Annotated in this window: 29 protein-coding genes and 2 tRNA genes; 2 read left to right on the top strand and 29 right to left on the bottom strand. The window is 38.9% G+C overall.

The window, feature by feature from the left end:
- Positions 1–89 precede the first annotated feature (89 nt).
- From fabD to JG735_RS04015, 25 genes are all read right to left on the bottom strand, one after another.
- Complete coding sequence (gene fabD / locus JG735_RS04135; protein WP_201335563.1) at positions 90–1019, bottom strand: ACP S-malonyltransferase; 930 nt, start codon at positions 1017–1019, stop codon at positions 90–92.
- Between the two features lie 77 nt (positions 1020–1096).
- Positions 1097–1603 carry a peptidylprolyl isomerase gene (locus tag JG735_RS04130; RefSeq protein WP_201335562.1) on the bottom strand — a complete coding sequence of 169 codons (507 nt, stop codon included), beginning with the start codon at positions 1601–1603 and terminating at the stop codon, positions 1097–1099.
- Between the two features lie 81 nt (positions 1604–1684).
- Positions 1685–2527 (bottom strand): tetratricopeptide repeat protein, encoded by an 843-nt coding sequence (locus JG735_RS04125; RefSeq protein WP_201335561.1) that lies wholly within the window; start codon positions 2525–2527, stop codon positions 1685–1687.
- A 9-nt stretch (positions 2528–2536) separates the two neighbouring features.
- On the bottom strand, positions 2537–3085 hold the full coding sequence (locus JG735_RS04120; RefSeq protein ID WP_201335560.1) for an OmpA family protein: 549 nt from the start codon (positions 3083–3085) through the stop codon (positions 2537–2539).
- 56 nt (positions 3086–3141) lie between these two features.
- Positions 3142–4365, bottom strand: a complete 1224-nt coding sequence (gene tolB / locus JG735_RS04115) for a Tol-Pal system protein TolB (RefSeq protein WP_201335559.1) — start codon at positions 4363–4365, stop codon at positions 3142–3144.
- A 44-nt stretch (positions 4366–4409) separates the two neighbouring features.
- Positions 4410–5111, bottom strand: coding sequence for an energy transducer TonB (locus tag JG735_RS04110; protein WP_201335558.1), 702 nt, complete (start codon positions 5109–5111; stop codon positions 4410–4412).
- Positions 5104–5493 carry a biopolymer transporter ExbD gene (locus tag JG735_RS04105; protein WP_012082589.1) on the bottom strand — a complete coding sequence of 130 codons (390 nt, stop codon included), beginning with the start codon at positions 5491–5493 and terminating at the stop codon, positions 5104–5106. Before JG735_RS04105 ends, JG735_RS04110 begins: the two co-directional genes overlap by 8 nt.
- Complete coding sequence (locus JG735_RS04100; RefSeq protein ID WP_201335557.1) at positions 5493–6053, bottom strand: MotA/TolQ/ExbB proton channel family protein; 561 nt, start codon at positions 6051–6053, stop codon at positions 5493–5495. The genes JG735_RS04105 and JG735_RS04100 overlap by 1 nt, the downstream gene beginning before the upstream one ends.
- A 1-nt stretch (position 6054) precedes the next feature.
- The gene (gene atpC / locus JG735_RS04095; protein ID WP_201335556.1) at positions 6055–6444 is read right to left on the bottom strand and encodes an ATP synthase F1 subunit epsilon; all 390 of its coding nucleotides are present in this window, start codon (positions 6442–6444) and stop codon (positions 6055–6057) included.
- Positions 6445–6473: 29 nt separating this feature from the next.
- Positions 6474–7883 (bottom strand): F0F1 ATP synthase subunit beta, encoded by a 1410-nt coding sequence (gene atpD, locus JG735_RS04090; RefSeq protein ID WP_201335555.1) that lies wholly within the window; start codon positions 7881–7883, stop codon positions 6474–6476.
- A gap of 15 nt (positions 7884–7898) precedes the next feature.
- Complete coding sequence (gene atpG, locus JG735_RS04085; RefSeq protein WP_201335554.1) at positions 7899–8783, bottom strand: ATP synthase F1 subunit gamma; 885 nt, start codon at positions 8781–8783, stop codon at positions 7899–7901.
- Positions 8784–8792: 9 nt separating this feature from the next.
- The gene (gene atpA, locus JG735_RS04080; protein ID WP_201335553.1) at positions 8793–10310 is read right to left on the bottom strand and encodes a F0F1 ATP synthase subunit alpha; all 1518 of its coding nucleotides are present in this window, start codon (positions 10308–10310) and stop codon (positions 8793–8795) included.
- 12 nt (positions 10311–10322) lie between these two features.
- Positions 10323–10853 carry a F0F1 ATP synthase subunit delta gene (locus tag JG735_RS04075; protein ID WP_201335552.1) on the bottom strand — a complete coding sequence of 177 codons (531 nt, stop codon included), beginning with the start codon at positions 10851–10853 and terminating at the stop codon, positions 10323–10325.
- Positions 10853–11371 (bottom strand): F0F1 ATP synthase subunit B, encoded by a 519-nt coding sequence (locus JG735_RS04070; RefSeq protein WP_201335551.1) that lies wholly within the window; start codon positions 11369–11371, stop codon positions 10853–10855. Before JG735_RS04070 ends, JG735_RS04075 begins: the two co-directional genes overlap by 1 nt.
- A gap of 12 nt (positions 11372–11383) precedes the next feature.
- The gene (locus JG735_RS04065) at positions 11384–11806 is read right to left on the bottom strand and encodes a hypothetical protein (protein ID WP_201335550.1); all 423 of its coding nucleotides are present in this window, start codon (positions 11804–11806) and stop codon (positions 11384–11386) included.
- A gap of 70 nt (positions 11807–11876) precedes the next feature.
- The gene (locus tag JG735_RS04060) at positions 11877–12722 is read right to left on the bottom strand and encodes a ParB/RepB/Spo0J family partition protein (RefSeq protein ID WP_201335549.1); all 846 of its coding nucleotides are present in this window, start codon (positions 12720–12722) and stop codon (positions 11877–11879) included.
- Positions 12709–13500, bottom strand: a complete 792-nt coding sequence (locus JG735_RS04055; protein WP_201335548.1) for a ParA family protein — start codon at positions 13498–13500, stop codon at positions 12709–12711. Before JG735_RS04055 ends, JG735_RS04060 begins: the two co-directional genes overlap by 14 nt.
- Entirely contained in the window at positions 13497–14132 is a 636-nt protein-coding gene (locus tag JG735_RS04050; protein WP_201335547.1) for a biotin--[acetyl-CoA-carboxylase] ligase, read from the bottom strand. The genes JG735_RS04055 and JG735_RS04050 overlap by 4 nt, the downstream gene beginning before the upstream one ends.
- Complete coding sequence (fmt, locus tag JG735_RS04045; RefSeq protein ID WP_201335546.1) at positions 14113–15021, bottom strand: methionyl-tRNA formyltransferase; 909 nt, start codon at positions 15019–15021, stop codon at positions 14113–14115. Before fmt ends, JG735_RS04050 begins: the two co-directional genes overlap by 20 nt.
- Positions 15018–15977, bottom strand: coding sequence for a tRNA pseudouridine(13) synthase TruD (locus JG735_RS04040; RefSeq protein WP_201335545.1), 960 nt, complete (start codon positions 15975–15977; stop codon positions 15018–15020). The genes fmt and JG735_RS04040 overlap by 4 nt, the downstream gene beginning before the upstream one ends.
- Complete coding sequence (gene proB / locus JG735_RS04035) at positions 15962–16738, bottom strand: glutamate 5-kinase (protein ID WP_236583908.1); 777 nt, start codon at positions 16736–16738, stop codon at positions 15962–15964. Before proB ends, JG735_RS04040 begins: the two co-directional genes overlap by 16 nt.
- The gene (gene obgE / locus JG735_RS04030) at positions 16719–17822 is read right to left on the bottom strand and encodes a GTPase ObgE (RefSeq protein ID WP_201335544.1); all 1104 of its coding nucleotides are present in this window, start codon (positions 17820–17822) and stop codon (positions 16719–16721) included. The genes proB and obgE overlap by 20 nt, the downstream gene beginning before the upstream one ends.
- A gap of 87 nt (positions 17823–17909) precedes the next feature.
- Positions 17910–18167 carry a 50S ribosomal protein L27 gene (gene rpmA, locus JG735_RS04025; protein WP_012082605.1) on the bottom strand — a complete coding sequence of 86 codons (258 nt, stop codon included), beginning with the start codon at positions 18165–18167 and terminating at the stop codon, positions 17910–17912.
- A 12-nt stretch (positions 18168–18179) separates the two neighbouring features.
- Positions 18180–18488: a 50S ribosomal protein L21 gene (rplU, locus tag JG735_RS04020; protein WP_201335543.1), complete on the bottom strand. Its 309-nt coding sequence runs from the start codon at positions 18486–18488 to the stop codon at positions 18180–18182.
- Between the two features lie 62 nt (positions 18489–18550).
- A complete protein-coding gene (locus JG735_RS04015) occupies positions 18551–18928 on the bottom strand; it encodes a RidA family protein (protein ID WP_201335542.1) in 378 nt (125 codons plus the stop codon).
- Positions 18929–19059: 131 nt separating this feature from the next.
- On the opposite strand from JG735_RS04015, the gene JG735_RS04010 reads away from it, so the two are divergent.
- Together JG735_RS04010 and JG735_RS04005 are read left to right on the top strand one after the other, a co-directional pair.
- A tRNA-Gln gene (locus tag JG735_RS04010) sits at positions 19060–19134 on the top strand.
- A 7-nt stretch (positions 19135–19141) separates the two neighbouring features.
- Positions 19142–19218: transfer RNA gene (locus tag JG735_RS04005), tRNA-Met, on the top strand.
- A gap of 2 nt (positions 19219–19220) precedes the next feature.
- On the opposite strand, the gene JG735_RS04000 is transcribed toward JG735_RS04005, so the two are convergent.
- The 4 genes from JG735_RS04000 to JG735_RS03985 all read right to left on the bottom strand — a co-directional run bounded on the left by JG735_RS04000 (position 19221) and on the right by JG735_RS03985 (position 23213).
- On the bottom strand, positions 19221–19436 hold the full coding sequence (locus JG735_RS04000; RefSeq protein ID WP_201335541.1) for a hypothetical protein: 216 nt from the start codon (positions 19434–19436) through the stop codon (positions 19221–19223).
- 8 nt (positions 19437–19444) lie between these two features.
- Positions 19445–20710 (bottom strand): replication endonuclease, encoded by a 1266-nt coding sequence (locus tag JG735_RS03995; protein WP_201335540.1) that lies wholly within the window; start codon positions 20708–20710, stop codon positions 19445–19447.
- Between the two features lie 309 nt (positions 20711–21019).
- Positions 21020–22168, bottom strand: a complete 1149-nt coding sequence (locus tag JG735_RS03990) for a type II secretion system protein GspD (RefSeq protein WP_201335539.1) — start codon at positions 22166–22168, stop codon at positions 21020–21022.
- On the bottom strand, positions 22116–23213 hold the full coding sequence (locus JG735_RS03985; protein WP_201335538.1) for a zonular occludens toxin domain-containing protein: 1098 nt from the start codon (positions 23211–23213) through the stop codon (positions 22116–22118). Before JG735_RS03985 ends, JG735_RS03990 begins: the two co-directional genes overlap by 53 nt.
- Positions 23214–23215: the final 2 nt, after the last annotated feature.

Here is a 23215-nt window from a genome sequence, read left to right as displayed (position 1 = left end):
ATAGTAACGAAATTCAAATAATAAGCATTTAAAAAGATAGATTAATTTTCGTTATCTTTTTTATAAGATGGTGCGAAAAACGCACCAAATTAGGAGAGTTTTTGGAGAGTCTCTTCGAGGCTTTTCATATCTTTGATACAAAGCGTAGGTACTTTTGTTACCCTTCTATTGATACCGCTGAGTACACATCCTTCACCAAGTTCAATGAAGAGATCGTTCTCATTTTCGATCGATTTGATCGATTGTTTGTACAAAACAGGTTTGACGAGCTGCTCATCAAGCTTACGAATAGCCTCTGTTTTTGTATTATAGGGTTTTGCATCAACATTAGCTACCACAGGAACTTCAAAGGCGTTTCGGATAAATTTTTCGAGATATTCTCTCAAAGGTTCTCTCGCCGGCTCCATCAACGGACAGTGACTCGCTACACTCATGTTAAGAAGGAGTGCTCTTTTTGCGCCTTTTTCTTTAAAGAGCGGAGCAACTGCATTCAAATCAGCCTTGATTCCTGCAACGACAATCTGACCATCACTGTTGTAGTTTGCGGGCCATACTCTTTTTCCTTGTGATCTTGCCTCTTCACAAATCGCCTCTACCACAGCATCCTCTAAACCCATCACAACCATCATGCCGCCATCCGCCTCTTTCGCGGCTTCTTGCATAAATTTCCCTCTCATATGTACCAGTTCCACCGCATCAATAGGATCGAGGGCCCCTGAAGCGACAAGTGCGCTGAATTCGCCCAAAGAGTGGCCTAAAGTATATTTTGGTTTTTGATCACAGCTGGATCGAAAGAGTGCATGAGCGATGGTACTGACAAGCAAAATGGCAGGTTGGGTATATTGGGTCTGATTGATAAGATCGTTTTCTTCGAAAAGCAGCTTTTGAAAATCAACGTGCAATCGATCGCTCGCTGCTTCTACAAGTTCTTTCGCCATAGGAGAATTTTCGACGAAATCTTTTCCCATACCGATTTTCTGACTACCTTGTCCTGGAAATAAAAAAGTGAATTGTTGCATAGATACTCCTCTTTTTGAGAAGTATTATATCAAGGGGATCTTTTGGAAGTGTTTAAATGGGGCAAAGCCCCGAAGGATTAGTGGCTACAGCCGCAGCTGCCGCTTCCGCAGTGTTCGTCTTCTTGAACTTGGCCTGTCATCACCTCTTCTGGAGTTGCTTCTCGAACTTCTTTGATCGCTACAGTAAACATAAGGTCTTTTCCGGCCAAAGGATGGTTAAAATCAATAGTTACTTCGTTATCATTGAAAGATTGCACTGTTACTTGAACAGTTTCTCCATTTTCTCCCTGTCCATAGAGTGTCATCCCTTCTTGAAGATCGATTCCTTGGAACTGCTCTCGTGGAAGCGTCTGAACAGCATTTTCGTCTTTTTGACCATATGCTTCTTCTGCTTTAACAAGAACGTCTGCGTTTTCGCCTACATTCATCTCTTTGATTTTCGATTCGAGTCCTGGAATAATCTGACCTTTTCCAGTGATAAATCGTAATGGTTTATGACCAACATTACTGTCAATCACTTCACCTGTTTTTGCATCTTTTACCGTATATTCGATGCCTACTACTTTATTGTCTTCGATTGCCATATATTGTCCTTTTGTGAAATTGCAATGTAGATTGTAACAAAATAAACTTGATACCACTTTAATGGTACCCACTAGTTGTCTCTATTTTAACTTTTTTTTCGCTATTTTCGCGGCTTTGCTTTTTGGATAGAGACTCACTAGATTTCTATAAAATTTCTTTGCCTCTTTTTTTCGTCCAAGTTTTTCCAATGAAACGGCTGTATGAAGTAAAAGGGTCGGCATATAGGAAGCTTTTTGATACAAAGAGGCACTCTTTTTATAATGTTTCACAGCGCAAGCATAGTTTTTTTGATAATAGCACGACTCAGCTATATAAAAATTACTTGTCGCAGGCTTGTAGTGTTTCTGAATGGCGTATCCAAAAAGTTCTTTGGCTTTCTCATACTCTTTTTTTCGAAAACTGTGCAAAGCCTCTTTAAAAAGTTGCGCTCCACTTTTTTTACTAACATTTTGCTTTTTGATCAATGCATAGATTTTGGAAAGTTCCGATTTGAGCTCATCTTTCGTTACATATGTGGAGTTGATCTGATCGATGAGGGACGATAGCTCTTTGAGGATCTTTTTGATCTGCTCGAAATTCTCTTTTTGTATACTCATTGAGGCATTGAGATCTTTTTGAAGCTGAGCGATCCTTTCATCATTGCCACTTTTTTCTTTCAATCTCTTTTTGAGTTCACGAATATTCTCATCCAATCCTTCTACGATACTCTCTAACCCTTTGACTCTTTCATCGATTCTGTCAACTTTTGATTGGACTGTATAAAGATTCTCCTGCAGTTTTTTGATGGCTTTCTTGTTCTGCAGAATATGCTTTTCACTTTGAGTCAATCCGTATGGCTGATCAGAATCAAGATTGCCCGCTTCAAATACCGATGGCTCTGCAGCCATTAGTATTGAAGCAAGAAAGAGCACCAAATATCGCACAAAAAATCCTTATGGAATGAGTTCAAATTCAACGCGTCTATTTTTTGCCCAGCACTCTTTGGTATGTTCTGTACAGACTGGATTAGATTCTCCGTAACTGATAAGCGTCATGCGATCTTTTGCCACACCTCTCGCAGCAAGCGCGTCTCGTACACTTTTGGCTCGTTTGAGGCCAAGAGCGTAGTTGTACTCATCTGTCCCCCACTCGTCACAGTTCCCTTCCACTTTGATATTGAATGGTTTTGCTTCTTCGGAATTGAACAGTTTTGCATCAAACTCAACTCTCGGCTGTTGATCCGGACGAATGTTGTATTTGTCAAAATCGAAGTAGATCTTTTTGCTTTGCGCTTCTATAGCCTTCATTTTTCTAAGTTTCGCTTCTTCCATCATCTCTTGATCATTTCCGATTGTCTGTATGCCTGAACCTTCCGTAACTTCAGTAGCCTCTTGCTGCTCTGTAGCTTGTGTTTGAGGAGCTTCCACTTCTACCTTTTTCGCACAACCACTGATTAAAAAGCCGATAATTACGGCTGAAGTCAGTATATCTCTTGCCTTCATTGACCATCCTTTTTTTCAAATTTTTGATATTGTATCAATATTTTACTTAAAAAGTGTTACCAATCTATCGACTGTATCCTTCCAACATGGAGCGGATAGATATAGCTTTTGTTATATTGAAGCCGGATAACACCCAGTGCACTTTGACGTTTGAACATTTTAATAAATAGAATCGTCTCACCGTCTGCGGCAAAACGCGGAAAGATATTGATACCATTTGCTGTCAATCTTCGTATATAATCGCTCGTTGTAGAAGTGAGATAGAGATTGAACGTATTGCTACCAAAAGCATTGTCCGTTTCTCTGCTTGAATAGACTACATAATCTTTATACGTGGTACAAGCGCTGTTGTTTTTTCCATGATACACCACTCTCTCTACCGCTTTGGATCCAATCCTCTTGGCAAAAATGGTAGGATTACCGAGTCTGTCGGATACAAAGACGATACGATTGCCATCTTCGACATAGTTGCCGTTGACATCGATGCCCGGATATGTAGTGAGACGTCTGAGAGTTTTACTTCTGAGATCCAACTCGTAAATATCGGGCTGATAATTTGGTGCCATAGTGAGCAAAAGTTTTTTTCCATCACTACTCACATCCGAACATACCAACATTCCTTCGCTCTGAATTATTTTGGTTCGTGTTCCTTTATATATATCTACTTTATACAGAGTCGGAACCTTTTGCATAGAGGTATAATAAAACGCTCTTTGTGTTCTGTCTGCCCATTTTGGAAAAATATTGAGTCCCCCATGCACAACCGTCTTTTGATATGTCAATGTATAATCGCTGATAACGATATCCGCTCTTCTTGGACCGACATATTTTGAAAAAACAACGAAACTTTTCAAAAAAGAGACATCCGGCAGATGCAGTTTGGCATTGATATCATATACGATTCTGTGAGCCAAGAAAGGATATCGGTCATTATCAGAAATTTTGTACCGTTTTTTGAGCAAAATAACCTTTTGTGCAAGATCTGCAAAAAGGATCTGTACACCCAAATGACCGTAATCATCGTACATCAATTCATATTTTAAAAGATATCCTTCATTGTGGACACCACTCTCATCTTTAAGAACATCAAAATGAGAGGTCACCTCCAAGTCGGCATTGATCAACTTTAAAAATTTCTTTCTGAGCATATAATTGATATTTGAAGAGTGGTCTTCAACGATAATTTTTGGCCGGTTTCCTACATCTTTGACGATTTCAAGCGTCATATCCTGTGCGTATAATGTTAAGGTTAGAAGTATAAAGAAGATAAGTCTTGCCATACAGCCCTCTTTTTTCCAAAGATTTTATCATAACTTCTTTAACATCAATCTTTGGCAACAAAAAGTACTGTCAGCTCTCTTTTCTGATCTGGCTTTGGAAAATGTTCTGATTTCATAGCCTGAAGATACTCATCAAGCTCTTCATTAAAGGTTTCATTGTTAGAATATTGCAGAACTTTATAATCAAAATTACCTTGCGTATCGATGATAATTTTCACTTTTGCCTGTGCTCCCGCACTCTCTTTGGACGGTATCCAGTAGGTATAAAGAATCTTATAGACCTTTTCAAGGTAAGGATCTTGTTTGCCTTCAACTGATTTTATAGATTTTTCTTGGGCAGGCTGAAACTCTTTGAGTTGCAACTTTTCCAGAAGTTTTTGCGCTTTTTTTCCCCCTTTGCCTTTAAACCTGCTCACCTCGGTCGATTTTCGTTTTGGTGTTTCGGCGTGCAATGACTTTGTATCAAGCGAAGCAAAAAGATTTTTGATATTTGCTCTTTTTTTAGGAGACTTCGAACCACTCTTTTTGTGTTTTTTCGGCGTACTCTTTTTTTCCACTCTCTTTTTTGTTACGACTTTTTTCATCTCTTTTTTTGGTTCACTTATCATAATGTCGATACTTTGCGCTTTTATGGCAATTTTTGTTGGATTTTCTTGTGTAAAAAAATGCAATACACCCAATACAATGAGAAGATACAGAGCGATAGAGAGAGTTAAAGAAAAGATACCTAGTGTAAATCTATCCATTTGTTATTAGCGACACCTTTGAAAATCCGGCTTCTTTTACAACTTTGAGCACATACATGATATCGCCATAGCGTAATGATTTGTCCGCTGCTATGTATACAGGAGTTTTCCTATCGAATCTGTTCGCAAGCATGATGAAGCTATCTGCAAAATTTTTATAATTCAATCGCTCTTTTCCAACAGTGATTGTTTTGTCTTTCGTGATCTTTATCTGAATGCTTTTTACTTTTTGATAGCTTTTTGTCTTTGAACCCTGGGGAAGATTGATATCTTCTTGATATACGATAGCAGGCGCTGCTACCATCAAAATGGCCAACAGCACCAGCATCACATCGACAAGCGGAGTGATATTGAGTTCCGGTTTTTCATCCCAATCAAACATTATCGATCCATTAAAAGATCTAACTGCATGGAAAGCGTTGTCACCAGTTCATAGGCTTTTCGTTTCAAAATAAGATGATAGCTATATGCAAAAACGGCCACAAAAATACCTGCTGCAGTAGCGACCAACGCTTCACCGATGGAAGCTGAAATCGTCGATATGCTGGCTTTTGTGGATCCAAGAACATAAAATGTCTCTAAAATCGATACAACAGTGCCAAAAAGTCCTATAAAAGGAGATGTAGAAGCAGCTATAGACAAAAAAGTAAGGCCAGATGTTGCCTCTTGCGTACCATTTTGTATACAAAAATCCTGCATTGTCTTCGTTATCTTGCTTTTTCCTAAACATGTTTGTAAAAATGAGTTTGGAGCTGGACGATTATTGCCCATGCTGATGGTTTGCAAAGAGTTCTTCTCTCTGTTTTGCCAAAAAAGAAGATAGAGATAGCGATAAAAAAAGAGCCAATTCACCAATAAAAAGTAGAGTGACAGCAGTACAAGGACTGCTATCGTTATCGCGTTGCTTTTTTGCAGGTAGGCCAGAATAAGATCAAAACCCATGTTAGACGATTTTTGCCGCTTTTTCGATTCGAGCTTCCACAGTTGCAAGTGCTGCTTTGTTTTCGCTTGCTCTTTCGATAAGTTTTTTAGCCTCTTCGATTCTTTTGGCTATTTCACTTTCAGTCGCACCTTCTAACGGCACAGCACCCTCAACAAGAGCAGTTGCCTGATTTTCAGAGACATTGACATGTCCCCAGTTGATTACAATAGACTCTTTTTTTCCATCTGGAAGCTCTATTTCTATTACACCGGGTTTAAGAAGGGACAGCAAAGAGGCATGTTTTGGGAGAACCCCAAACTCACCCTCTTCCCCAGGAAATGTTACGCTTTTTACATCTCCTTGAAATATGAGACCTTCTGGCGTAACTATTTCAAGCTTCAATGTATCCATTCAAATCCTTTTATCGAAGCCTTGCTTCGTTATTTCGCTTTAAGTTTTTCTGCTTTTTCAAGAGCCTCGTCAATATTTCCTACCATATAGAATGCTGCCTCAGGAATGTCGTCATATTTTCCTTCAAGCAATCCTTTGAATCCTTCAATAGTCTCTTGTAATGTTACATATTTACCAGGCGCACCTGTGAATACTTCAGCAACGAAGAATGGCTGAGACAAGAATCTTTCAATTTTTCGAGCTCGCTCAACTGTGAGTTTATCCTCTTCAGAAAGTTCATCCATACCAAGAATTGCGATAATGTCTTGCAAATCTTTATATTTTTGTAGCACTGCCTGAACACCTCGAGCAACTTTGTAATGCTCTTCGCCAACGATGTTCGGATCAAGCATTCGTGATGTACTATCAAGTGGATCCACCGCTGGATAGATACCTTTTTCCGCAATTCGTCTATTCAAAACTGTTGTCGCATCAAGGTGTGCAAACACAGATGCTGGAGCAGGGTCTGTCAAGTCATCTGCTGGTACATAGACTGCCTGAATAGATGTGATAGAACCTTTTTTTGTCGATGTAATCCGCTCTTGAAGTCGTCCCATTTCACTTGCAAGGGTAGGTTGATAACCAACCGCAGATGGAATTCGTCCAAGAAGTGCGGACATTTCAGCACCTGCCTGAGCGTATCGGAAAATATTATCAATGAACATCAATACATCGAGTCCCATTTCATCTCGGAAATACTCAGCCATTGTAAGACCAGTAAGTGCGATTCTGTTTCTTGCACCTGGAGGCTCGTTCATCTGACCATAGCACAGTGCAACTTTGTCCAAAACGTTGGACTCTTTCATTTCATAGTACAGATCGTTCCCTTCCCGCGTTCGCTCACCAACGCCAGCAAATACAGAGTATCCGGAGTGTTTATATGCAACATTGTGGATGAGCTCCATGATGATAACTGTCTTACCAACACCTGCACCACCGAAAAGACCTGTTTTTCCACCTTTTTTGTATGGTGCAAGAAGGTCGACAACTTTGATCCCTGTTTCAAAAATCTCCTCTTTAGTACTTTGCTCTTCAAAAGGAGGTGCGCTTCTGTGGATTGACCAGTATGTTTTTGCTTGAAGAGGCTCGCCTTCATCGATGGTGTCACCAATTACGTTGAAGATACGTCCAAGTACCTCTTCACCAACAGGAACTTTAATAGGAGCACCTGTTGCTTGTACTTCCATGCCTCGAACAAGACCATCTGTCATATCCATTGCGATTGTTCGAACTCTGTTGTCTCCCAAATGGGCTGCAACTTCCAAAACGAGTCTTATTTTTTTATCTTCAACTTTCAACTCCATCTCCAATGCTTCGTTGATGGCAGGAAGATAATCTTCGAAATCCACATCGACGACGGGACCCATGACCTGGATAATTTTACCTATTTTATTCGCCATTACCTTTCTCCTTTGTTATTTCATAGCTTCCATACCACTGATAATCTCGATAAGTTCAGTGGTGATAGATTCTTGTCGTGCTTTATTGTATGAAATGGTAAGTGATCGTACCATCTCTTTTGCGTTGTTCGTTGCCGCATCCATAGCTTGCATTCGCGCACTGTGTTCTGCAGCCAATGAATCGATCAAAGCATAATACATGTTAAATTCTATATATTTATTAAGAAGCGATTCAAGAACTTTTTCACTCTCATCCGGTTCCATTTCAAGCATAGATCCATCTACTTCTTGGGTATATTTACTGATATCGATCGGCAAAAGTTGAATCGCTTTCATCTCCTGGGTAATCATATTTTTGTACCCGTTATGGATCAAGATAACCTTATCCGTCTTTCCTTCAAGGAAATCTTCCACAGATTTCAAGATATAGTTCTTCGCATCTTCATAATTTGGTGATGAACTAAGCCCGACAACGGAGTCACTGAGTTCATATCCTTGAAAATTAAAAAACTCGATTCCTTTTTTGCCAACCGCTCGAAGTCTAACTTTTGCGCCTTTTGACTGGTACTCTTCAAGCAGCGATCGCACAGTTTTGATCGTTTGGTAATTGAAACCGCCACATAAACCTTTATCGGCAGTAATGAAGATGATATCTACGACACCATCTGCTTCAGGCTCTTCAAAATATCGGCCCTTGATTCCGCCGACTTTGTATTTTTTTATTGAAGATGCAATTTGACGCAAAGTTGCGTTGATCGCATCTTCAAAATATTTTGTTCTTTTTGCAAGCTCTTCCGTTCTGCGAAGTTTCGCAGTGGAAACAAGCTTCATAGCTCGGGTAGTCTTCTGGGTATTTTTGACACTCCCGATCTTTCGCTTGATATCTTTTAAATTTGCCATTTTTTATCCTTATTCGGCACTAAAGCTTGCCTTGAACTCTTCAATCGCTTTATTGAGTAGCCCCTTAATCTCATCATCGAGTGCTTTTCTCTCTCGGATGAGCTCGAAAATCTGAGGATATTTTGCTTCAATAAAGCTATAGAGTTCATACTCAAATTTTCCGATTGCACTTACTTCAATGTCATCAAGGTATCCATTTGCTCCCGCATAGATGATAACGACCTGTTTTTCAACAGGTAGCGGAGAGTATGGAGGCTGTTTAAGGATCTCTACCATTCTCATACCGCGTTCTAGCTGCTGACGACTCGCCTCGTCCAAATCACTTGCGAACTGAGCGAATGCTTCAAGCTCTCGGTACTGTGCAAGGTCTAGTCGAAGTGTACCTGCAACTTGTTTCATCGCTTTGATCTGTGCTGCACCACCAACTCGTGATACGGAGATACCAACATTGATCGCAGGTCTGATACCAGCGTTGAAAAGATCAGATTCCAAAAAGATCTGTCCATCTGTAATGGAGATTACGTTTGTTGGAATATACGCAGAAACGTCTCCAGCCTGCGTTTCAATGATAGGCAATGCTGTCAAACTTCCTGCACCGAGCTTATCGTTGAGTTTTGCAGCTCGCTCAAGAAGTCTTGAGTGCAGATAAAATACATCCCCAGGATATGCTTCCCGTCCAGGAGGTCTTCTAAGAATCAATGACATTTCTCGGTATGCAACCGCGTGTTTACTCAAATCATCATAAACGATGAGTGCGTGTTTACCGTTATCTCTGAAATATTCCCCGATTGTCACACCGGTATATGGAGCCAAGAATTGAAGTGCTGCAGGCTCACTTGCTCCTGCATTTACTACGATGGTATAATCCATCGCGCCATGTTCTTCGAGTTTTTTCACAACCTGCGCAACAGTAGACTGCTTTTGTCCCACTGCAACATAGATACAAACGACATCCTGACCTTTTTGATTGATGATCGTGTCGATAGCTACTGTCGTTTTACCAGTTTGTCTGTCCCCGATGATAAGCTCCCGCTGACCTCGACCAATTGGAACTAGAGCATCGATCGCTTTGATACCGGTTTGAAGTGGCTCATGAACAGATTTTCTCGCCATAATACCAGGCGCTTTCTCTTCCACATATCGGTATTCGGTCGCTTCAATTGGACCTTTTCCATCAATCGGCTCACCGATAGCGTTGATAACACGACCCACAAGCGCTTCGCCAACCGGAGCTTTCAAAAGCTGTCCGAGTCGTTTTACACTGCTTCCTTCACGAATACCTTCACCTCGTCCGAGGACAACCACACCTACATTTGTCTCTTCCAGGTTGAGCGCCATACCTTTATCGCCATTTTCAAATTCAAGCATCTCTCCGGCCATGACGTTGTTTAGGCCGAATACTTTTGCAACTCCATCACCGAAAGAGATAACTTTCCCTGTTTCCTCTACATCGATTTTCAGTTCGAAATCTTCTATCCTCTCTTTTATGATAGAGCTGATCTCATCTGCTTGTAGTTTTTGTGCCACAGTTTCTCCTTTCTATATTGCTTTCAAAATATTTTCAATAAGCTGTTTTTTAATTTTACTTTTGGAAAATTCGATTTCGATTCCCACTGTATTGACTTCTACCTTTATCCCGTCATACGGCTCTTTGCCTTGATGAAGAATGACTTCACCATCCACTTTTTTTGAAAGTGCCTCAGCAATCTTTTTCAATTCGCTGTCTGAGAGTTTGAATTCTGAATAGACTACTCCATCAAACTTTCTCTCATTCAACGCTCTTTGGATTTTCAGTTCATTGGCAAGGGCAGGAATAATTTCGAGTCGATCTTTTTCAGCTAACAGTTTGATCAAATTTTCAAACTTTTTCCCTGCATTTTGAAAAGGAACGAGAAGTATCTCCTCTTTTGCCGATTTCTCCACTTCAGGTGAAATGATAAACTCTTTGACCTTCCAGTCACTAAACAGTGCCGCTATTGCCGAAAGAGCATTTTCTATTGCCTGAAGCTCCTTTTTACTGCAACTCTCCATCAACGCTTTTGCATACCGTTTGGCAATCAACTCTTCCATCAGGCCACCTTCTTCACGATAAGATTGACAAATTTCTCTTTTTCAAGTTCAAGCGCTTTCTCTTCAAAAAGCTCTTCAAGAACCTCTTTCGTTATAGCCCGAACTCGCTTTCTTCTTTCAAGTTCCATACTCTCTTCAAAACTCTTTTCAAGGAGCTCAATCTCTTGTTTCGCCTGCTCTTTGATCTCTTTTGTTAAGATCTCAATCTCCTGTTTTGCCGTCTCGACAATCTCTTGAGCCAACTCTTTTGCTTTCTGCAACTCTGCTTCAGCCTGGGCTTTCTCCTCTTTTGCTTCTTTCAGCTTCGCTTCAACCTCTTCGAGTCTTTTTGCGATGCCCTCTTTCCTATCTTGGAAAAAACGCTTGATAGGTTCTGCAGCCAGATAGTATAAAATAGCTGCAAAGATCAAGAAGTTAACGGTTCTTGGAATGATATCCGTTCCACCACTTGCAGCTGCTTCATTGGCGAACAATGAAACAGAGCCAAGCAGTAGAAACGTCAGAAGTTTATGCTTCACACCCTCTCCTTCTTACAGTTTATTGAATTTGGCTTTCAAAGCCTCTTTGAAAAGTGGCATTTGAGAAATCAAAGCACTCTTAATACTTTTTTCTTCTTCTGCCAACTCTTGCAACAATGCAGCCTGCTTCTCTTCAAGCTCCGCTCTTTTTTGCGCAATAAGCTGAGCCATTTCATCCTTTATCTTCGCGACTGCTTCACTTTTCATACTGTTCGCTTGCGCTTTTGCTTCAGCTACTATCGCTTGCGCTTCAGCCAATATGTGTTGTGAACCGGATTCATTCTCTTTCGCTTTTTCCAAATCTTCCTGAATACTTCGCTCACGCTCTTGCATATACTCCATCAAAGGTCGATAGAGCCAGGAGTTGAGGAGGAAAACAAGCACGAAAAAGACCACAGCGGTCAGGACAATCAATCCAAAACTGATATCTAACATCGCACTCCCTTTTTAATTTTGTTCGGATTTTATCATACGTATCTATATAAAAAGTTTAAAGCAAAATGACTCATTGCAACAAATCGGTAAAACGTTTCACTTCTTCATCGTTTCCAAATGTAATCAATACGCCATCTTTTTTGATTTTAGCAGTAAAGCCAAGCTCAGTAAGTCTCGTTTTAAGACCATCCAAGTTTATTTCATTTTTTCTCGTTTTGGTACCTTTTGAAACACTTTTTTTTCTGTTTTGTATATACTTTTCAACATCTCGCACACTCAGCTTTTGACCTATGATGGAATCGACCATTATCTTTTGCTCTTTTTTATCAAGGCCCACGATCACTTTTGCATGCCCGAAAGATATCTTTCCTTCTCCAAGTGCTTTTTGTGCATAGTCACTCAGATGCAAAAGTCTGAGAGTATTGGTAATATGTGTTCTACTTTTTTTGACGATATTGGCAAGTTCTTCATGGGTTATGCCATACTCTTCGATGAGTTCTTTGTAACTTTGAGCGAGCTCAAGTGGCGTGAGATTCTCTCTTTGGATATTTTCGATAAGTGCAAATTCACGATATTTGTTTTTATCGATTTTGGCAACGATCGCTTTGATCGTTTTAAGACCTGCAAGTTTGCTTGCTCGAAGTCTCCGCTCTCCTGCTATGAGCATAAAACCATCGATATCCTCTATAACCACAATAGGCTGCAGCAGTCCATGGGATTGGATCGATTCGGCAAGTTCATGTAACGCTTTTTCATCAAAATATCGTCTTGGCTGATACGGGTTTTTTCGGATTTGATCAATTTCGATCTCCACAACCTCTTCATTTCGGGGAAGTTCTTTCTCATAAGCTTCAGCAACCTCACCCAAAATGGAACCTAGCCCTTTTCCGAGGCTCTTCTTTTTACTCATGGGCATTTTCCAAAATGATTTTTGCCAATGTTTTGTAGGCAATTGAACCAGTGGAGTTCTTGTCATATTCGATAACAGGCTTTCCAAAACTCGGACTCTCGGCAAGTTTGACATTTCTTGGAATGACTATATATGCTGCATTTTCCTTGTCTTTGAAAAGCTTGTCGTTGAAGTGATGGGTCAGATCCGCAAGCACCTGTTTGGAAAGATTGTTTTGTCTGCTGTACATCGTCGGAAGAAAACCTTTGATCTTCAATCCTGGATTGATCGTTTTTCGAATGAGGCGGATAGTATTCAAAAGCTGCGCAAGGCCCTCAAGGGCAAAAAATTCGCACTGGATGGGAATAATCACCGAGTGAGCTGCACTTAAAGCGTTTATCGTCATAGGTCCAAGAGCAGGAGGAGAATCGATGATGACATAATCATACTCCGAAATTATTTCGGAGATCGCTTCTTTGAGCATCAATTCACGCTTGTTACCGCTGTTGTAGAATTCTTTTTCTATACCTACCAAACCTATATTGGAAGGGGCTAAAAAAAGATTGTCCACATCGGTATCCAAGATGATCTGGGAAAGTTTTTTCGTGCCGATCATAACATGATAAATATTGAATTCATAATCGTTTCTGCTATAGCCAAGGCTCGTTGTTGCATTCGCCTGGGGATCCGCATCGATCAAAAGAACATTTTTCCCTTCTTTGGCCAAAGAAGCAGAAAGATTGACTGCCGTAGTCGTTTTCCCTACGCCGCCTTTTTGATTTGCTATAGCTATAATCTCTTTCATCGATACGAATACACCCTTTCTCCGTTTATTATCAACGCCCCATCCTCTGCAAGTTCGGCATTTTCAAGCAGAATCTCTTTGTCTTCAATATGTGTCCTGTAGGATTTGCTTTTATGAAATTCTAACTTATATTTGCTAAAAATTTGCTTCCATGAAATTTTTTGCTCAATCAGTGCAAAATAGTCTCGCAAAAAGGAGGTCTCTTCGATTTCAATATCCAAAATGGCAAAGCCTTCTGGTGCCTTTTTTGTATTGATTCCAATCCCGCAAACGATTATATCACCCACCTTGTTTGTTATACACCCCCCGCACTTCTTCTTTTCAAGATAGAGATCATTTGGCCATTTGAGCCATGTATGTGATCCTTTTTGCTCCAAAACCATTTTGAGCTGATACATGAAATAGATGGCAATCGACTGCAGCGGCAGATCTTTGGGTAGCTGGGAAGATTCCAAAGCAAAAGAGAGGAAAAAGTTCCCTTCTTCACCGATCCACTCATTCCCTCTGCTTCCGACACCCTGGGTTTGCAATGTCGTAAAATAGGCAATTGGTGGAAAGACTTTTCGATTTTTCAGATCTTCCAGTAACGCTTTTTGTGTCGAATCAATCTTTTCAAAAAAATGTATCTCCAATATTAAGCCTTTTTCCTCGTAGATATGCCACTGCTTTCATCGCTTTTTTTGATGGTGGCTGGACACTCTTGATACAAATCGATCCTCTCTTGCAACCCACTACAACACCTGCATCTGAAATTTCTAAAATTTTGCCCTCTTCATGGGGATGCTGCGTCTCAACCAATACAATCTCTATAAGTTTCAATCCATTTTCCAAAAAGATACCTGGCCAAACAAGAAAAGCTCTATACTTATTCCAAATCACCTTGGCATCATCAAATCGTATCAGACCATCTTGTTTTCGAATCTTTTTGCAGTAACTTGCATCCACATCATGTTGTGCTATAGGAGCGATGCTTTCAAATGATTGCAGAACTTTTGGCGTCAACTCCTTTGCAAGATGACTCAGCTTTTCAAAAAGGGTAATCGCATTGTCACAGTTTTGGATATTGATCACATCATAAGCCAAAATATCGCCTGTATCAAGCCCCTCATCCATCAGCATTGCCGTAACACCCGTGACAGTGTCGCCATTGAGCAGTGCATGCTGGATAGGGCTTGCGCCACGATATTTCGGCAGGAGCGATGCGTGCAGGTTGATACAGGGAGCCATTTGCAAAATCTCTTTTGGCAAAATCTGCCCATAGGCAGCCACCACGATAAAATCTGGTGCAAGGGTACGAAGCTGCTCATACACCTCTTTCCTTTTGAGTGATATTGGCTGAAAAATCGGGATATCTATATTTTTCTCAATCAAAAACTTTTTTACATGCGGCGGTGTTACAACCTGTTTCCTGCCAACCGGTTTGTCTGGCTGCGTAAACACACCAACTACTTCAAACTTTTCAAGCAGACCGTCCAAAATGGTGGTTGCATAATCTGGGGTTCCCATAAAAACTATTCTCATATAAATCCTTTATGGCTCATCGGCTTCTTCGCAAGATTTTCGAGAAAAATGGTAGCATAACTTCCTTTTGGGAGTGTAAATTCCAGCCAAGCACCATCTCCCTCTTTCTTGATATCCGAAATTTTGGGATAGACTATTGCATCGCGCCGTTCACCTTGAAGAGGCAGCAGTGCATCATATTTTGTCTCTATTTTCTTCGCTTCGCCTTTTGAACGGATCACTTTGCTGCCTGGCAAAAGCCCTGTAGGAACGATCTCTTTTTTTAAAAAGGGCTCTTGTAAAATTGTATCCGATACAAAAAGCTTCTCTCCTTTTCTGTAGACTTCTCCCCTCAACAATTTAAAATAGCCGCTACTTTTTCGCACCCTCTCATCGAGCCATCTGTTGAAAAGATCACTTTGATAGATAAAAAGCAAGAATTTTTGCATCTTTTTATCTTTGGTAAAATAGTCTCCTTCTACAAAAGCTTTCGCTTTTTGCAAACCATCTCTTCCAAAACGCTGATGTCCAAAATAGTTCGGCATCCCGTGTATTGCAGTCCAATGAGCAAGATCTTGCAGTTTTTGAAAATCCACAACATCATGAACTCGCATGACAAATCTATTGCCAAGCAAATCGCCCATACTGATGGGCTTGTTATGCAGAGTTGTTGCAATGATTTTGATAGCGGGATGTTTGAAACGTTTGAGCAGCTTATACAAATTTTTATGCAAGGAAATATATTGGATCGTGGTGGCATGTTTGTCTTTGAGACCTGCATACCCGATTTTCACATCACCAAATTCTCTTTTGAAAACTGTGATTAAGTCCCAGGTAGAGAGCCCCTTTTTCTCTATTTTCAAAACAAGATGTCCCCCTTTGCCTTTCCACTGCAAAGGGATCTCTGCTACAAAAAAATCTTCAACTGAAGAGCGAAACCGGAGTCCAACACCCTCTTTGATCAAATAGCTTCGCATTGTCTGGGTACAAAAAGAGTCCCGCCTTTATGCTCGCCTTGGAGCAAAAAGCGTGTTGCATCATCAAGGTCAAATCCGCTGGCAAGATACATCGGAACACCTCGTTCCATCAAAAACTGAGCCGCTTTGAGTTTCGTGACAATCCCGCCCGTTGCAAAGGAGTAGTTTGGATTGCACTGCTGCTGAAGAAGCTCTTCAGGTATGGAGTCCACCTCTTTTAAAAGTTTTGCATCGTCACTTCTTTTGGGATCTTTGTCATACAATCCATTGATATCGCTGAGAATTACTAAAAGATTCGCATCAAAATAGTATGCCACATGGGCCGAAAGCTGGTCATTGTCACCAAACACGAGCTCTTCGGTTGCTGTCACATCGTTTTCATTGATGATAGGAATCACTCTGTTTTTCAAAAGAGTTGCGATAGCATTTTTCGCATGAGCCGTTCGCTTTCTGCTGTCAAAATCGTCTGCGCTCAAAAGCACCTGAGCAACATGGATACCGAATTTTTCAAACTTTTTCTGATAGCTTCGCATCAAAAGAGGCTGACCGATCGCCGCAAGAGCCTGTTTATTGGCAACGTTTGATTTGTCCAGTTTCAAAAGAGTGTATCCGGCCGCCACTGCACCGGAACTCACCAAGATCACTTCATATTTTTCATGCAGTTGACTCAAAAACTTTACCAGATTTGCCATCCGCTCTTTTGCAAGCCTGTTTTGTTCCGTTAAAACGGCGCTGCCGACCTTAATCACTATTCGCTTCACTGCGTTCCTTCTTTACCAAATCATAAAGTGCATATTTCAGTGCATCGATATTTATCTGCGCCACTGCCGAGATAGGAATTACAAAAAACGGTTTGGCTCGTTCATACTCAAAAATATCTTGTATAAAGTAGGGATAGCGCTCATCCAATCCATATCTATTCTCTCCGCCTGCATGCAAATGCAGATCATTCATAAATTTTTCTATCTTCTCTTTTGCTTCATCTTCTTGCAATGCATCGATCTTCGTCAATGCTATGGCAAAACTTCTTTTAAAAAGCTCTTCACTGAAATTTTTCAACTCTTTTTGTAAAGTCTTAAATTGTGTCACAGGATCTCTGTAACTTGACATATCGATCATGTATAAAAGCGTTTTTGTTCTTTCAATATGTTTAAGAAACTGCAGTCCCAGGCCTTTGCCTTCACTCGCACCGCCAATGATGCCCGGAATATCTGCCATTACGAAGCTCTCAAACTCACTGACCCTCACAACACCAAGTTTTGGCGTGAGTGTAGTAAATTCGTAGTTGGCAACTTCCGGTTTTGCATTGGAAATGGTTGAGATCAGAGTGGATTTTCCTACATTTGGGAAACCCACAAGTCCCACATCGGCTATCAGTTTGAGTTCAAGCCGTATCTGGACCACTTTTCCCGGAAGTCCTGGTTGCGCATAGGTTGGTCGTTGATTGGAAGCACTTTTGAAGTGCCAGTTTCCTTTGCCCCCTTTGCCACCCTGTAAAAAAAGAACCTTTTGTCCATCTTCTATAAGATCAAAAATGAGCTCTCCACTCTGGGTATCATATACCTGGGTTCCAGGAGGTACTATGAGAATAAGGTCCTCTCCTTTTTTGCCATGCTTTCTTCGCCCTTCTCCGGGCCGTCCGTTTTGCGCTTTGAGAACTTTTTTACCTTTAAAATGGGAAAGCGTATGGGTATTTTTATCTACAAGAAAATAGACATTGCCCCCATCACCGCCATCTCCACCGTCGGGACCACCTTTGGGAACAAACTTTTCTCTTCGAAAACTAACAGCGCCTTGTCCACCTTTTCCCGAATGGACTGTGAGCTCCACATTGTCGATAAACATCTATTTTCCTTTGTGACGTCGGACATCGAATGCTTGAAGAGACTGCAGAAGTATAAAATTGAGACAATTTTGGGCGGGTGCCCAAAATTATTCTACTGGATACACAGAAACTTTTTGACGATCTTTTCCGTATCGTTCAAATTTTACAACACCGTCAATCAGTGCGAAGATTGTATGATCTTTTCCAAGACCTACGTTATTTCCTGGGTGAACTTTTGTTCCTCTTTGTCGGATGATAATGTTCCCAGCTCGAACAAATTCACCACCAAATTTTTTTACGCCTAATCTACGACCCGCACTATCACGGTTATTCTGAGTACTACCCTGACCCTTCTTGTGTGCCATTTCTTCTCCTTGTTATGCGTTGATAGCAGTAATTTTTACTCTCGTAAAGTCTCTTCTGAAACCTCTTTTGACTTTAGAGTCTTTTCTTCTTCTTTTTTTGAAGATGATAACTTTCTTGCCTCTACCTTCATTAATCACTTCGCCTTCTACCACTGCACCCTCAACAAAAGGAGTACCAACTTTAAGTTCTCCGTTATCCACTGCAAGAACTTCTTTAAATTCAACTTTTGTTTTAGGCTCTAACCCCATTTTATCAAAGCAGATTACATCGCCTTCTTTGACCTTATACTGCTTTCCGCCATTTTTGATGATCGCATACATCTTCGCCAATCCTTTGCCGATTTTTAGTTGCGAATGATATCAAAGAGGAGTTTAAATTTTGTTTAAACTTTTGCTATAGCATCTATCTCGACCAGTGCATTTTTTGGCAGTGTCTTGACTGCCACTGTACTGCGTGCCGGTTTATGATTGCCAAATGCCTCTTCATAAACTGTATTAACTGTTGCAAAATCATTCATATCGGCTAAAAATATTGTGGTTTTTATCACTTTATCCATTCCAGAACCAGCCGCTTCCAAAACATTTTTGAGATTTTGCAAAACCTGTTTTGCTTGCGTAGCAACATCTTTTGATAAAAGCTCATCACTACCATCTGGCAAAAGCGCGATCTGACCCGAAGTGTAGACCATACCATCAACAATCATTGCTTGAGAATATGGACCAATTGCCTGTGGCGCGTTAGAGGTTTGTACAGAATGCATTACTACTCCTTATTATTAAAAATTTAGCAAAAAATTTATGCACTTATTGAACACAATGAGACAGTTTCGTTATTATATCTACAGCTCTTGACATTTGCAAACCAACATATTATAATTTCGCCTGAATTTATTGGGGTGTCGCCAAGCGGTAAGGCAGCGGGTTTTGGTCCCGCCATTCGGGGGTTCGAATCCTCCCACCCCAGCCACTTCTGTCGCGGAGTAGAGCAGCCTGGTAGCTCGTCGGGCTCATAACCCGAAGGTCGCAGGTTCAAATCCTGCCTCCGCAACCAATTTAAAAAATCTCTCCATTAAAATATCTTATAAAATAATCAATCATTTTTTTATATTGAACATCGTTAATAGCTTTTGCTTCTAAAAACATACTCAATACACGATAATAATCAACATTAAGAGATTTAGGAAGTTTTGCGATTTTTATAATCTCTTTTTCAACTTTAGGATCAAGATCCAATTCTTGAATTAAAACAATCAGTTCTTTTTTAGTCATAACATCTCCTAAAATGGAATTTCTTCTACTATTTCATCAAAATCTATATCGTTATCTAGATCAATCGCATATTGCAAAGGTATAACATCATCTTCAATCAATCCTCGATCTACCATTTCATTATGTACAACTGCAAATTTTGCATAACTAAAATGAAGATCATCAGGATCAAGGGAACTATAATAAGAAATAAGCTCAAAATCATTCATTCTTTTAGGAATAGGTTTGGGTTTGATTACTTTATTTCCTTTGTAATACATTCTACCCATCGGTGTATCAATAGGTATAATCTCCTCTTTTTCTTGCGGAATCCATTTATTAGGTACTTTCTCGTATCTTTTATTACCTATTTGTACTTTTACAAAACTCTTTTTATACCAAATAGGAACATCTTCAAAAACATTCCCATCATCATCAATTACATCAACAGTAATATGACATAATTTATCTGTCTTATTATCGATATATACATGCAATAAGCCTTTATTCTTTAATTCGTGAAGCTCCAATAAAGAAAATTTGCCCTTTAATTTTCTATATACCTCCAAAGAAGGAAATGTTTTAGAAGTATATATACGACATATTCCCCAATACACGTACCAATACGTAAGATCCGTTAATTTTTCTTCATTTTGACGAAGATCATCAAGTGTTTTTAATACATACTTCATCATATAAGCAGTAGAGTTTTTAATATCTGTTTCTATACTATGTTCTACATCACTATACAAATTTTTAAATGCCCGAACAAAATCATTTACATTTTCTTTTGGAATATAAAATAATGCATGAGTATGAGGCACTCCCGTTTTATGAGGCTCTATTACACGAAAATACAAGCGATCCTTTTTCGGTATCTTATAATAGGATCTATGACGTAAAATTCTACTAAACATTTTTGAAAGATATTTACTTGCTAATCGTGGATTATTTTCCTTACCATTAATTTCTGTCAAATAATTATCATTACGAACATATCGATATTGACCGGTTTTTAACTTTATTCGACGTTTTGGGTGAAATTGAGATGGTAGAGTCAAAGTAATAAACACAGGATAAAGCCCCCTACTTTCCGCATACTCTTTAATTGAAGCTACACGATGATTAATTTCTGCAATATATCGATACGTATTAATAAAAGAATTTTGTACAACTTCTATAAGAGGGATTTTCTCATCATTAATTAGAATAAGAGCATTAGATAAAAAATTTTTTGTATTTTTGATTTTTTCTTTAGCTAATGCTCTTTTATCTCGTGTTATACCATATGCCATTATTTCCCCTTTTTACGGTGGTTTTTAAAACTGTTAAAAAGTTGGCGAACAACTTTTTAACAGATAGTCAAGAGGCATCTCCTCCCGTGCGGGCAAGCCCGCACAGTCGGAGACGCTTTTTCGCTTCGCCCCGCCGTGTGTTACTTTTAATTTGGCTTCGGCACAGTGCGGGCGAGATCTGGATAGCCTTGCTTCCCTTCTTTTCTTCGGCGTGCGTTTAGCACGCCTTCGAAAAGCGGGAGCCCTTGGCAAGGCTTCGCCCGCACGCCTACGCCCCCTCCCCCTATGTAGCGACACGGCAGGGCTACGCTAATTAACAGATATTAAAATAGAGAACGTTACGTTTTTATTCTGATTAGATCGAAACTTTGTTAAGTCATTTAAAATAGGAATATTTTCAATAAAAGGGATCGTTTGAATAGTTTCATAGCTTTCATTAGAGTTAATACCGCCGATCATAATGCTTTGATTATTTTCCAGGGTTACATGAGTTTGGAGGTGTTTGTTAGTAACAATAGGAGTAACGGATTTTTCTAAAATTGATTGCACGTTAATATCGAGATCAAAAGAAATCTTATCATCTATAATGTCCACGTTTTTTATATACAGCTTTAACCCAACGTCCTTGTAATCGTATGATGTTTGAGTAACGTTTTGAGCGTCTTTGGTTGTAGTAGTAGTAACAAGAAAAGGTAAAGTAGTAGTAGATTCGATAACGTAATCATGCTGATCTATAAGGTTAATAGTCGGGTTAGTAACGATTGTTGAATAACCTTTATTATTGAGAAGATTAATAAAAGAATAAAACTCATAAATATTTGGAACATTTGAATTAAAAGAGATTGAAGAAGTAAGTAAACTAATATATGCTTTTGCGTCTGGAAATTCTTTTTGTATCTGATAATTTGCTCCAATCTTGCTTAATTTTGAGTTTTGTGTAGATACAACGATAAAATGTACTTGCTTTTGTTGATAGGAATTGTCAAGGGTTTGTATCATCTGTTTGATTTTTTTGTAATCCGATTTAGAAGATCTGAATACTATCCTATTGTTAAAGATATTGAATTGAATATCGGAAAAAGTAGATAGAAGAGATTTAATATCTTCAGAGGACAAATATTTATATTTGATTATGTACAGATACTTTTTTGGCTTGGTTTGTATTGGTTTCATTTGCGGTGTTTTATATATGAGCATTACTGAACCGGAGTTTTTATAAGAGAGTCCATTAATTTTGAGAATATCAAATAAAACTTTGGTGGACGTTTTTTTATTTATAGAGTTAGTAGGTAAGAAAATATGAAAGTTTTTATCTATTTCATCGGATAGCACTATATTCCTCCCAGTTTGATGCGATAACAACTGAATAAAATCTACAAAACTCAACTGTTTAATATCATAAGCGTTAGAACTTACCGTTAAGATTAGGCAATAAAGGACGATTATTATCCGTTTCATTTGGGAACTCCTGTTTAGTAATAAGAAGATCTATTAAATTTTGCATTTTTGAATCACATTCAACTATATACGTACGTTTTGGCGGTACTCCATAATCTGTTAAGAATTCTTTGCAGTTAAATTTTTCAAAAAGCTTTAATATAGAATCGAGAGAAAAGTAACTATTCGTATCTTTAAAAGAACAATCGTAATCAATGCAAGAAATAGAAAACAAAGAACGTTCTTTATCATCAGTTTTTATTGGTGATTTTATTTCATTATCAGATTTAACAGGTAATTCTTGATTAACTGGATCATTATTAACTACTGTATCTTTTTGTACAAAATAATCAAAAACAAAATAAGACAAAACAGATAAAAGTAAGATCGGTAATAAAAATTTATGTAATACAGATTTACCTTTTTGAACAGATCCGGAATTATAAAGATCAAATATTTCTTTTTTAGCTTTTAATGAAATAATCTCTATTCTATTTGATTTATACTCTTGATAACTTGCATATACCTCATAACGAAATACATTAGAAAAGAATCTTTTTGAAGAAGGTAAGCCCTTATACATTTTTTCAACAAAAACAAGATACTTTTTATCTATGAGGTTTTTATTTTGCGTAATAAGATAAAGATCAATATCAAAATGGCGATGATATGAAAGAAAACGTACTAATTCAGGAGTTGCTTTAGATTCAAAATATAAATGACACTCATCAATAAATATACAAGATCCAATATATTTTTGAAATACTCCTTGAGATTTGACAAACTCATCATAATCTTCACAATGGATAAGATTTTTTTTGTACTGTTCATGATAATTATATTCTTGAACTATATGGAGTTTGAGATCTTCGAAATCAAAAGGTTGTGCAAAATCTTGCGATTTTGCGATCTGATTTAATTTATCATATTGTAAACCGTTAATATTTGTAAATACGTGTTTATATTTACACTTATTATCTTTTTTATCCTCACAAATGTTTTTAATGGTATTTACAGCAAAATAAGTTTTACCAGCACCCGGAACACCAATGATTAAATAAATCATAA

This window comes from Nitratiruptor sp. YY08-10 (genome assembly GCF_016629565.1).
GTDB lineage: Bacteria > Campylobacterota > Campylobacteria > Campylobacterales > Nitratiruptoraceae > Nitratiruptor.
Note: the sequence above shows the minus strand (reverse complement) of the source record. Positions and strands in the feature narration are given on the sequence as shown.

What these genes read in the sequence shown, in the direction of transcription:
- fabD (WP_201335563.1), bottom strand. Translation starts at nt 1,019, where the DNA reads ATGCAACAATTCACTTTTTTATTTCCAGGACAAGGTAGTCAGAAAATC.
- JG735_RS04130 (WP_201335562.1), bottom strand. Translation starts at nt 1,603, where the DNA reads ATGGCAATCGAAGACAATAAAGTAGTAGGCATCGAATATACGGTAAAA.
- JG735_RS04120 (WP_201335560.1), bottom strand. Translation starts at nt 3,085, where the DNA reads ATGAAGGCAAGAGATATACTGACTTCAGCCGTAATTATCGGCTTTTTA.
- tolB (WP_201335559.1), bottom strand. Translation starts at nt 4,365, where the DNA reads ATGGCAAGACTTATCTTCTTTATACTTCTAACCTTAACATTATACGCA.
- JG735_RS04110 (WP_201335558.1), bottom strand. Translation starts at nt 5,111, where the DNA reads ATGGATAGATTTACACTAGGTATCTTTTCTTTAACTCTCTCTATCGCT.
- JG735_RS04105 (WP_012082589.1), bottom strand. Translation starts at nt 5,493, where the DNA reads ATGTTTGATTGGGATGAAAAACCGGAACTCAATATCACTCCGCTTGTC.
- JG735_RS04100 (WP_201335557.1), bottom strand. Translation starts at nt 6,053, where the DNA reads ATGGGTTTTGATCTTATTCTGGCCTACCTGCAAAAAAGCAACGCGATA.
- atpC (WP_201335556.1), bottom strand. Translation starts at nt 6,444, where the DNA reads ATGGATACATTGAAGCTTGAAATAGTTACGCCAGAAGGTCTCATATTT.
- atpD (WP_201335555.1), bottom strand. Translation starts at nt 7,883, where the DNA reads ATGGCGAATAAAATAGGTAAAATTATCCAGGTCATGGGTCCCGTCGTC.
- atpG (WP_201335554.1), bottom strand. Translation starts at nt 8,783, where the DNA reads ATGGCAAATTTAAAAGATATCAAGCGAAAGATCGGGAGTGTCAAAAAT.
- JG735_RS04075 (WP_201335552.1), bottom strand. Translation starts at nt 10,853, where the DNA reads ATGGAAGAGTTGATTGCCAAACGGTATGCAAAAGCGTTGATGGAGAGT.
- JG735_RS04065 (WP_201335550.1), bottom strand. Translation starts at nt 11,806, where the DNA reads ATGTTAGATATCAGTTTTGGATTGATTGTCCTGACCGCTGTGGTCTTT.
- JG735_RS04060 (WP_201335549.1), bottom strand. Translation starts at nt 12,722, where the DNA reads ATGCCCATGAGTAAAAAGAAGAGCCTCGGAAAAGGGCTAGGTTCCATT.
- JG735_RS04055 (WP_201335548.1), bottom strand. Translation starts at nt 13,500, where the DNA reads ATGAAAGAGATTATAGCTATAGCAAATCAAAAAGGCGGCGTAGGGAAA.
- fmt (WP_201335546.1), bottom strand. Translation starts at nt 15,021, where the DNA reads ATGAGAATAGTTTTTATGGGAACCCCAGATTATGCAACCACCATTTTG.
- JG735_RS04040 (WP_201335545.1), bottom strand. Translation starts at nt 15,977, where the DNA reads ATGCGAAGCTATTTGATCAAAGAGGGTGTTGGACTCCGGTTTCGCTCT.
- obgE (WP_201335544.1), bottom strand. Translation starts at nt 17,822, where the DNA reads ATGTTTATCGACAATGTGGAGCTCACAGTCCATTCGGGAAAAGGTGGA.
- rpmA (WP_012082605.1), bottom strand. Translation starts at nt 18,167, where the DNA reads ATGGCACACAAGAAGGGTCAGGGTAGTACTCAGAATAACCGTGATAGT.
- rplU (WP_201335543.1), bottom strand. Translation starts at nt 18,488, where the DNA reads ATGTATGCGATCATCAAAAATGGCGGAAAGCAGTATAAGGTCAAAGAA.
- JG735_RS04015 (WP_201335542.1), bottom strand. Translation starts at nt 18,928, where the DNA reads ATGCATTCTGTACAAACCTCTAACGCGCCACAGGCAATTGGTCCATAT.
- JG735_RS04000 (WP_201335541.1), bottom strand. Translation starts at nt 19,436, where the DNA reads ATGACTAAAAAAGAACTGATTGTTTTAATTCAAGAATTGGATCTTGAT.
- JG735_RS03995 (WP_201335540.1), bottom strand. Translation starts at nt 20,710, where the DNA reads ATGGCATATGGTATAACACGAGATAAAAGAGCATTAGCTAAAGAAAAA.
- JG735_RS03990 (WP_201335539.1), bottom strand. Translation starts at nt 22,168, where the DNA reads ATGAAACGGATAATAATCGTCCTTTATTGCCTAATCTTAACGGTAAGT.
- JG735_RS03985 (WP_201335538.1), bottom strand. Translation starts at nt 23,213, where the DNA reads ATGATTTATTTAATCATTGGTGTTCCGGGTGCTGGTAAAACTTATTTT.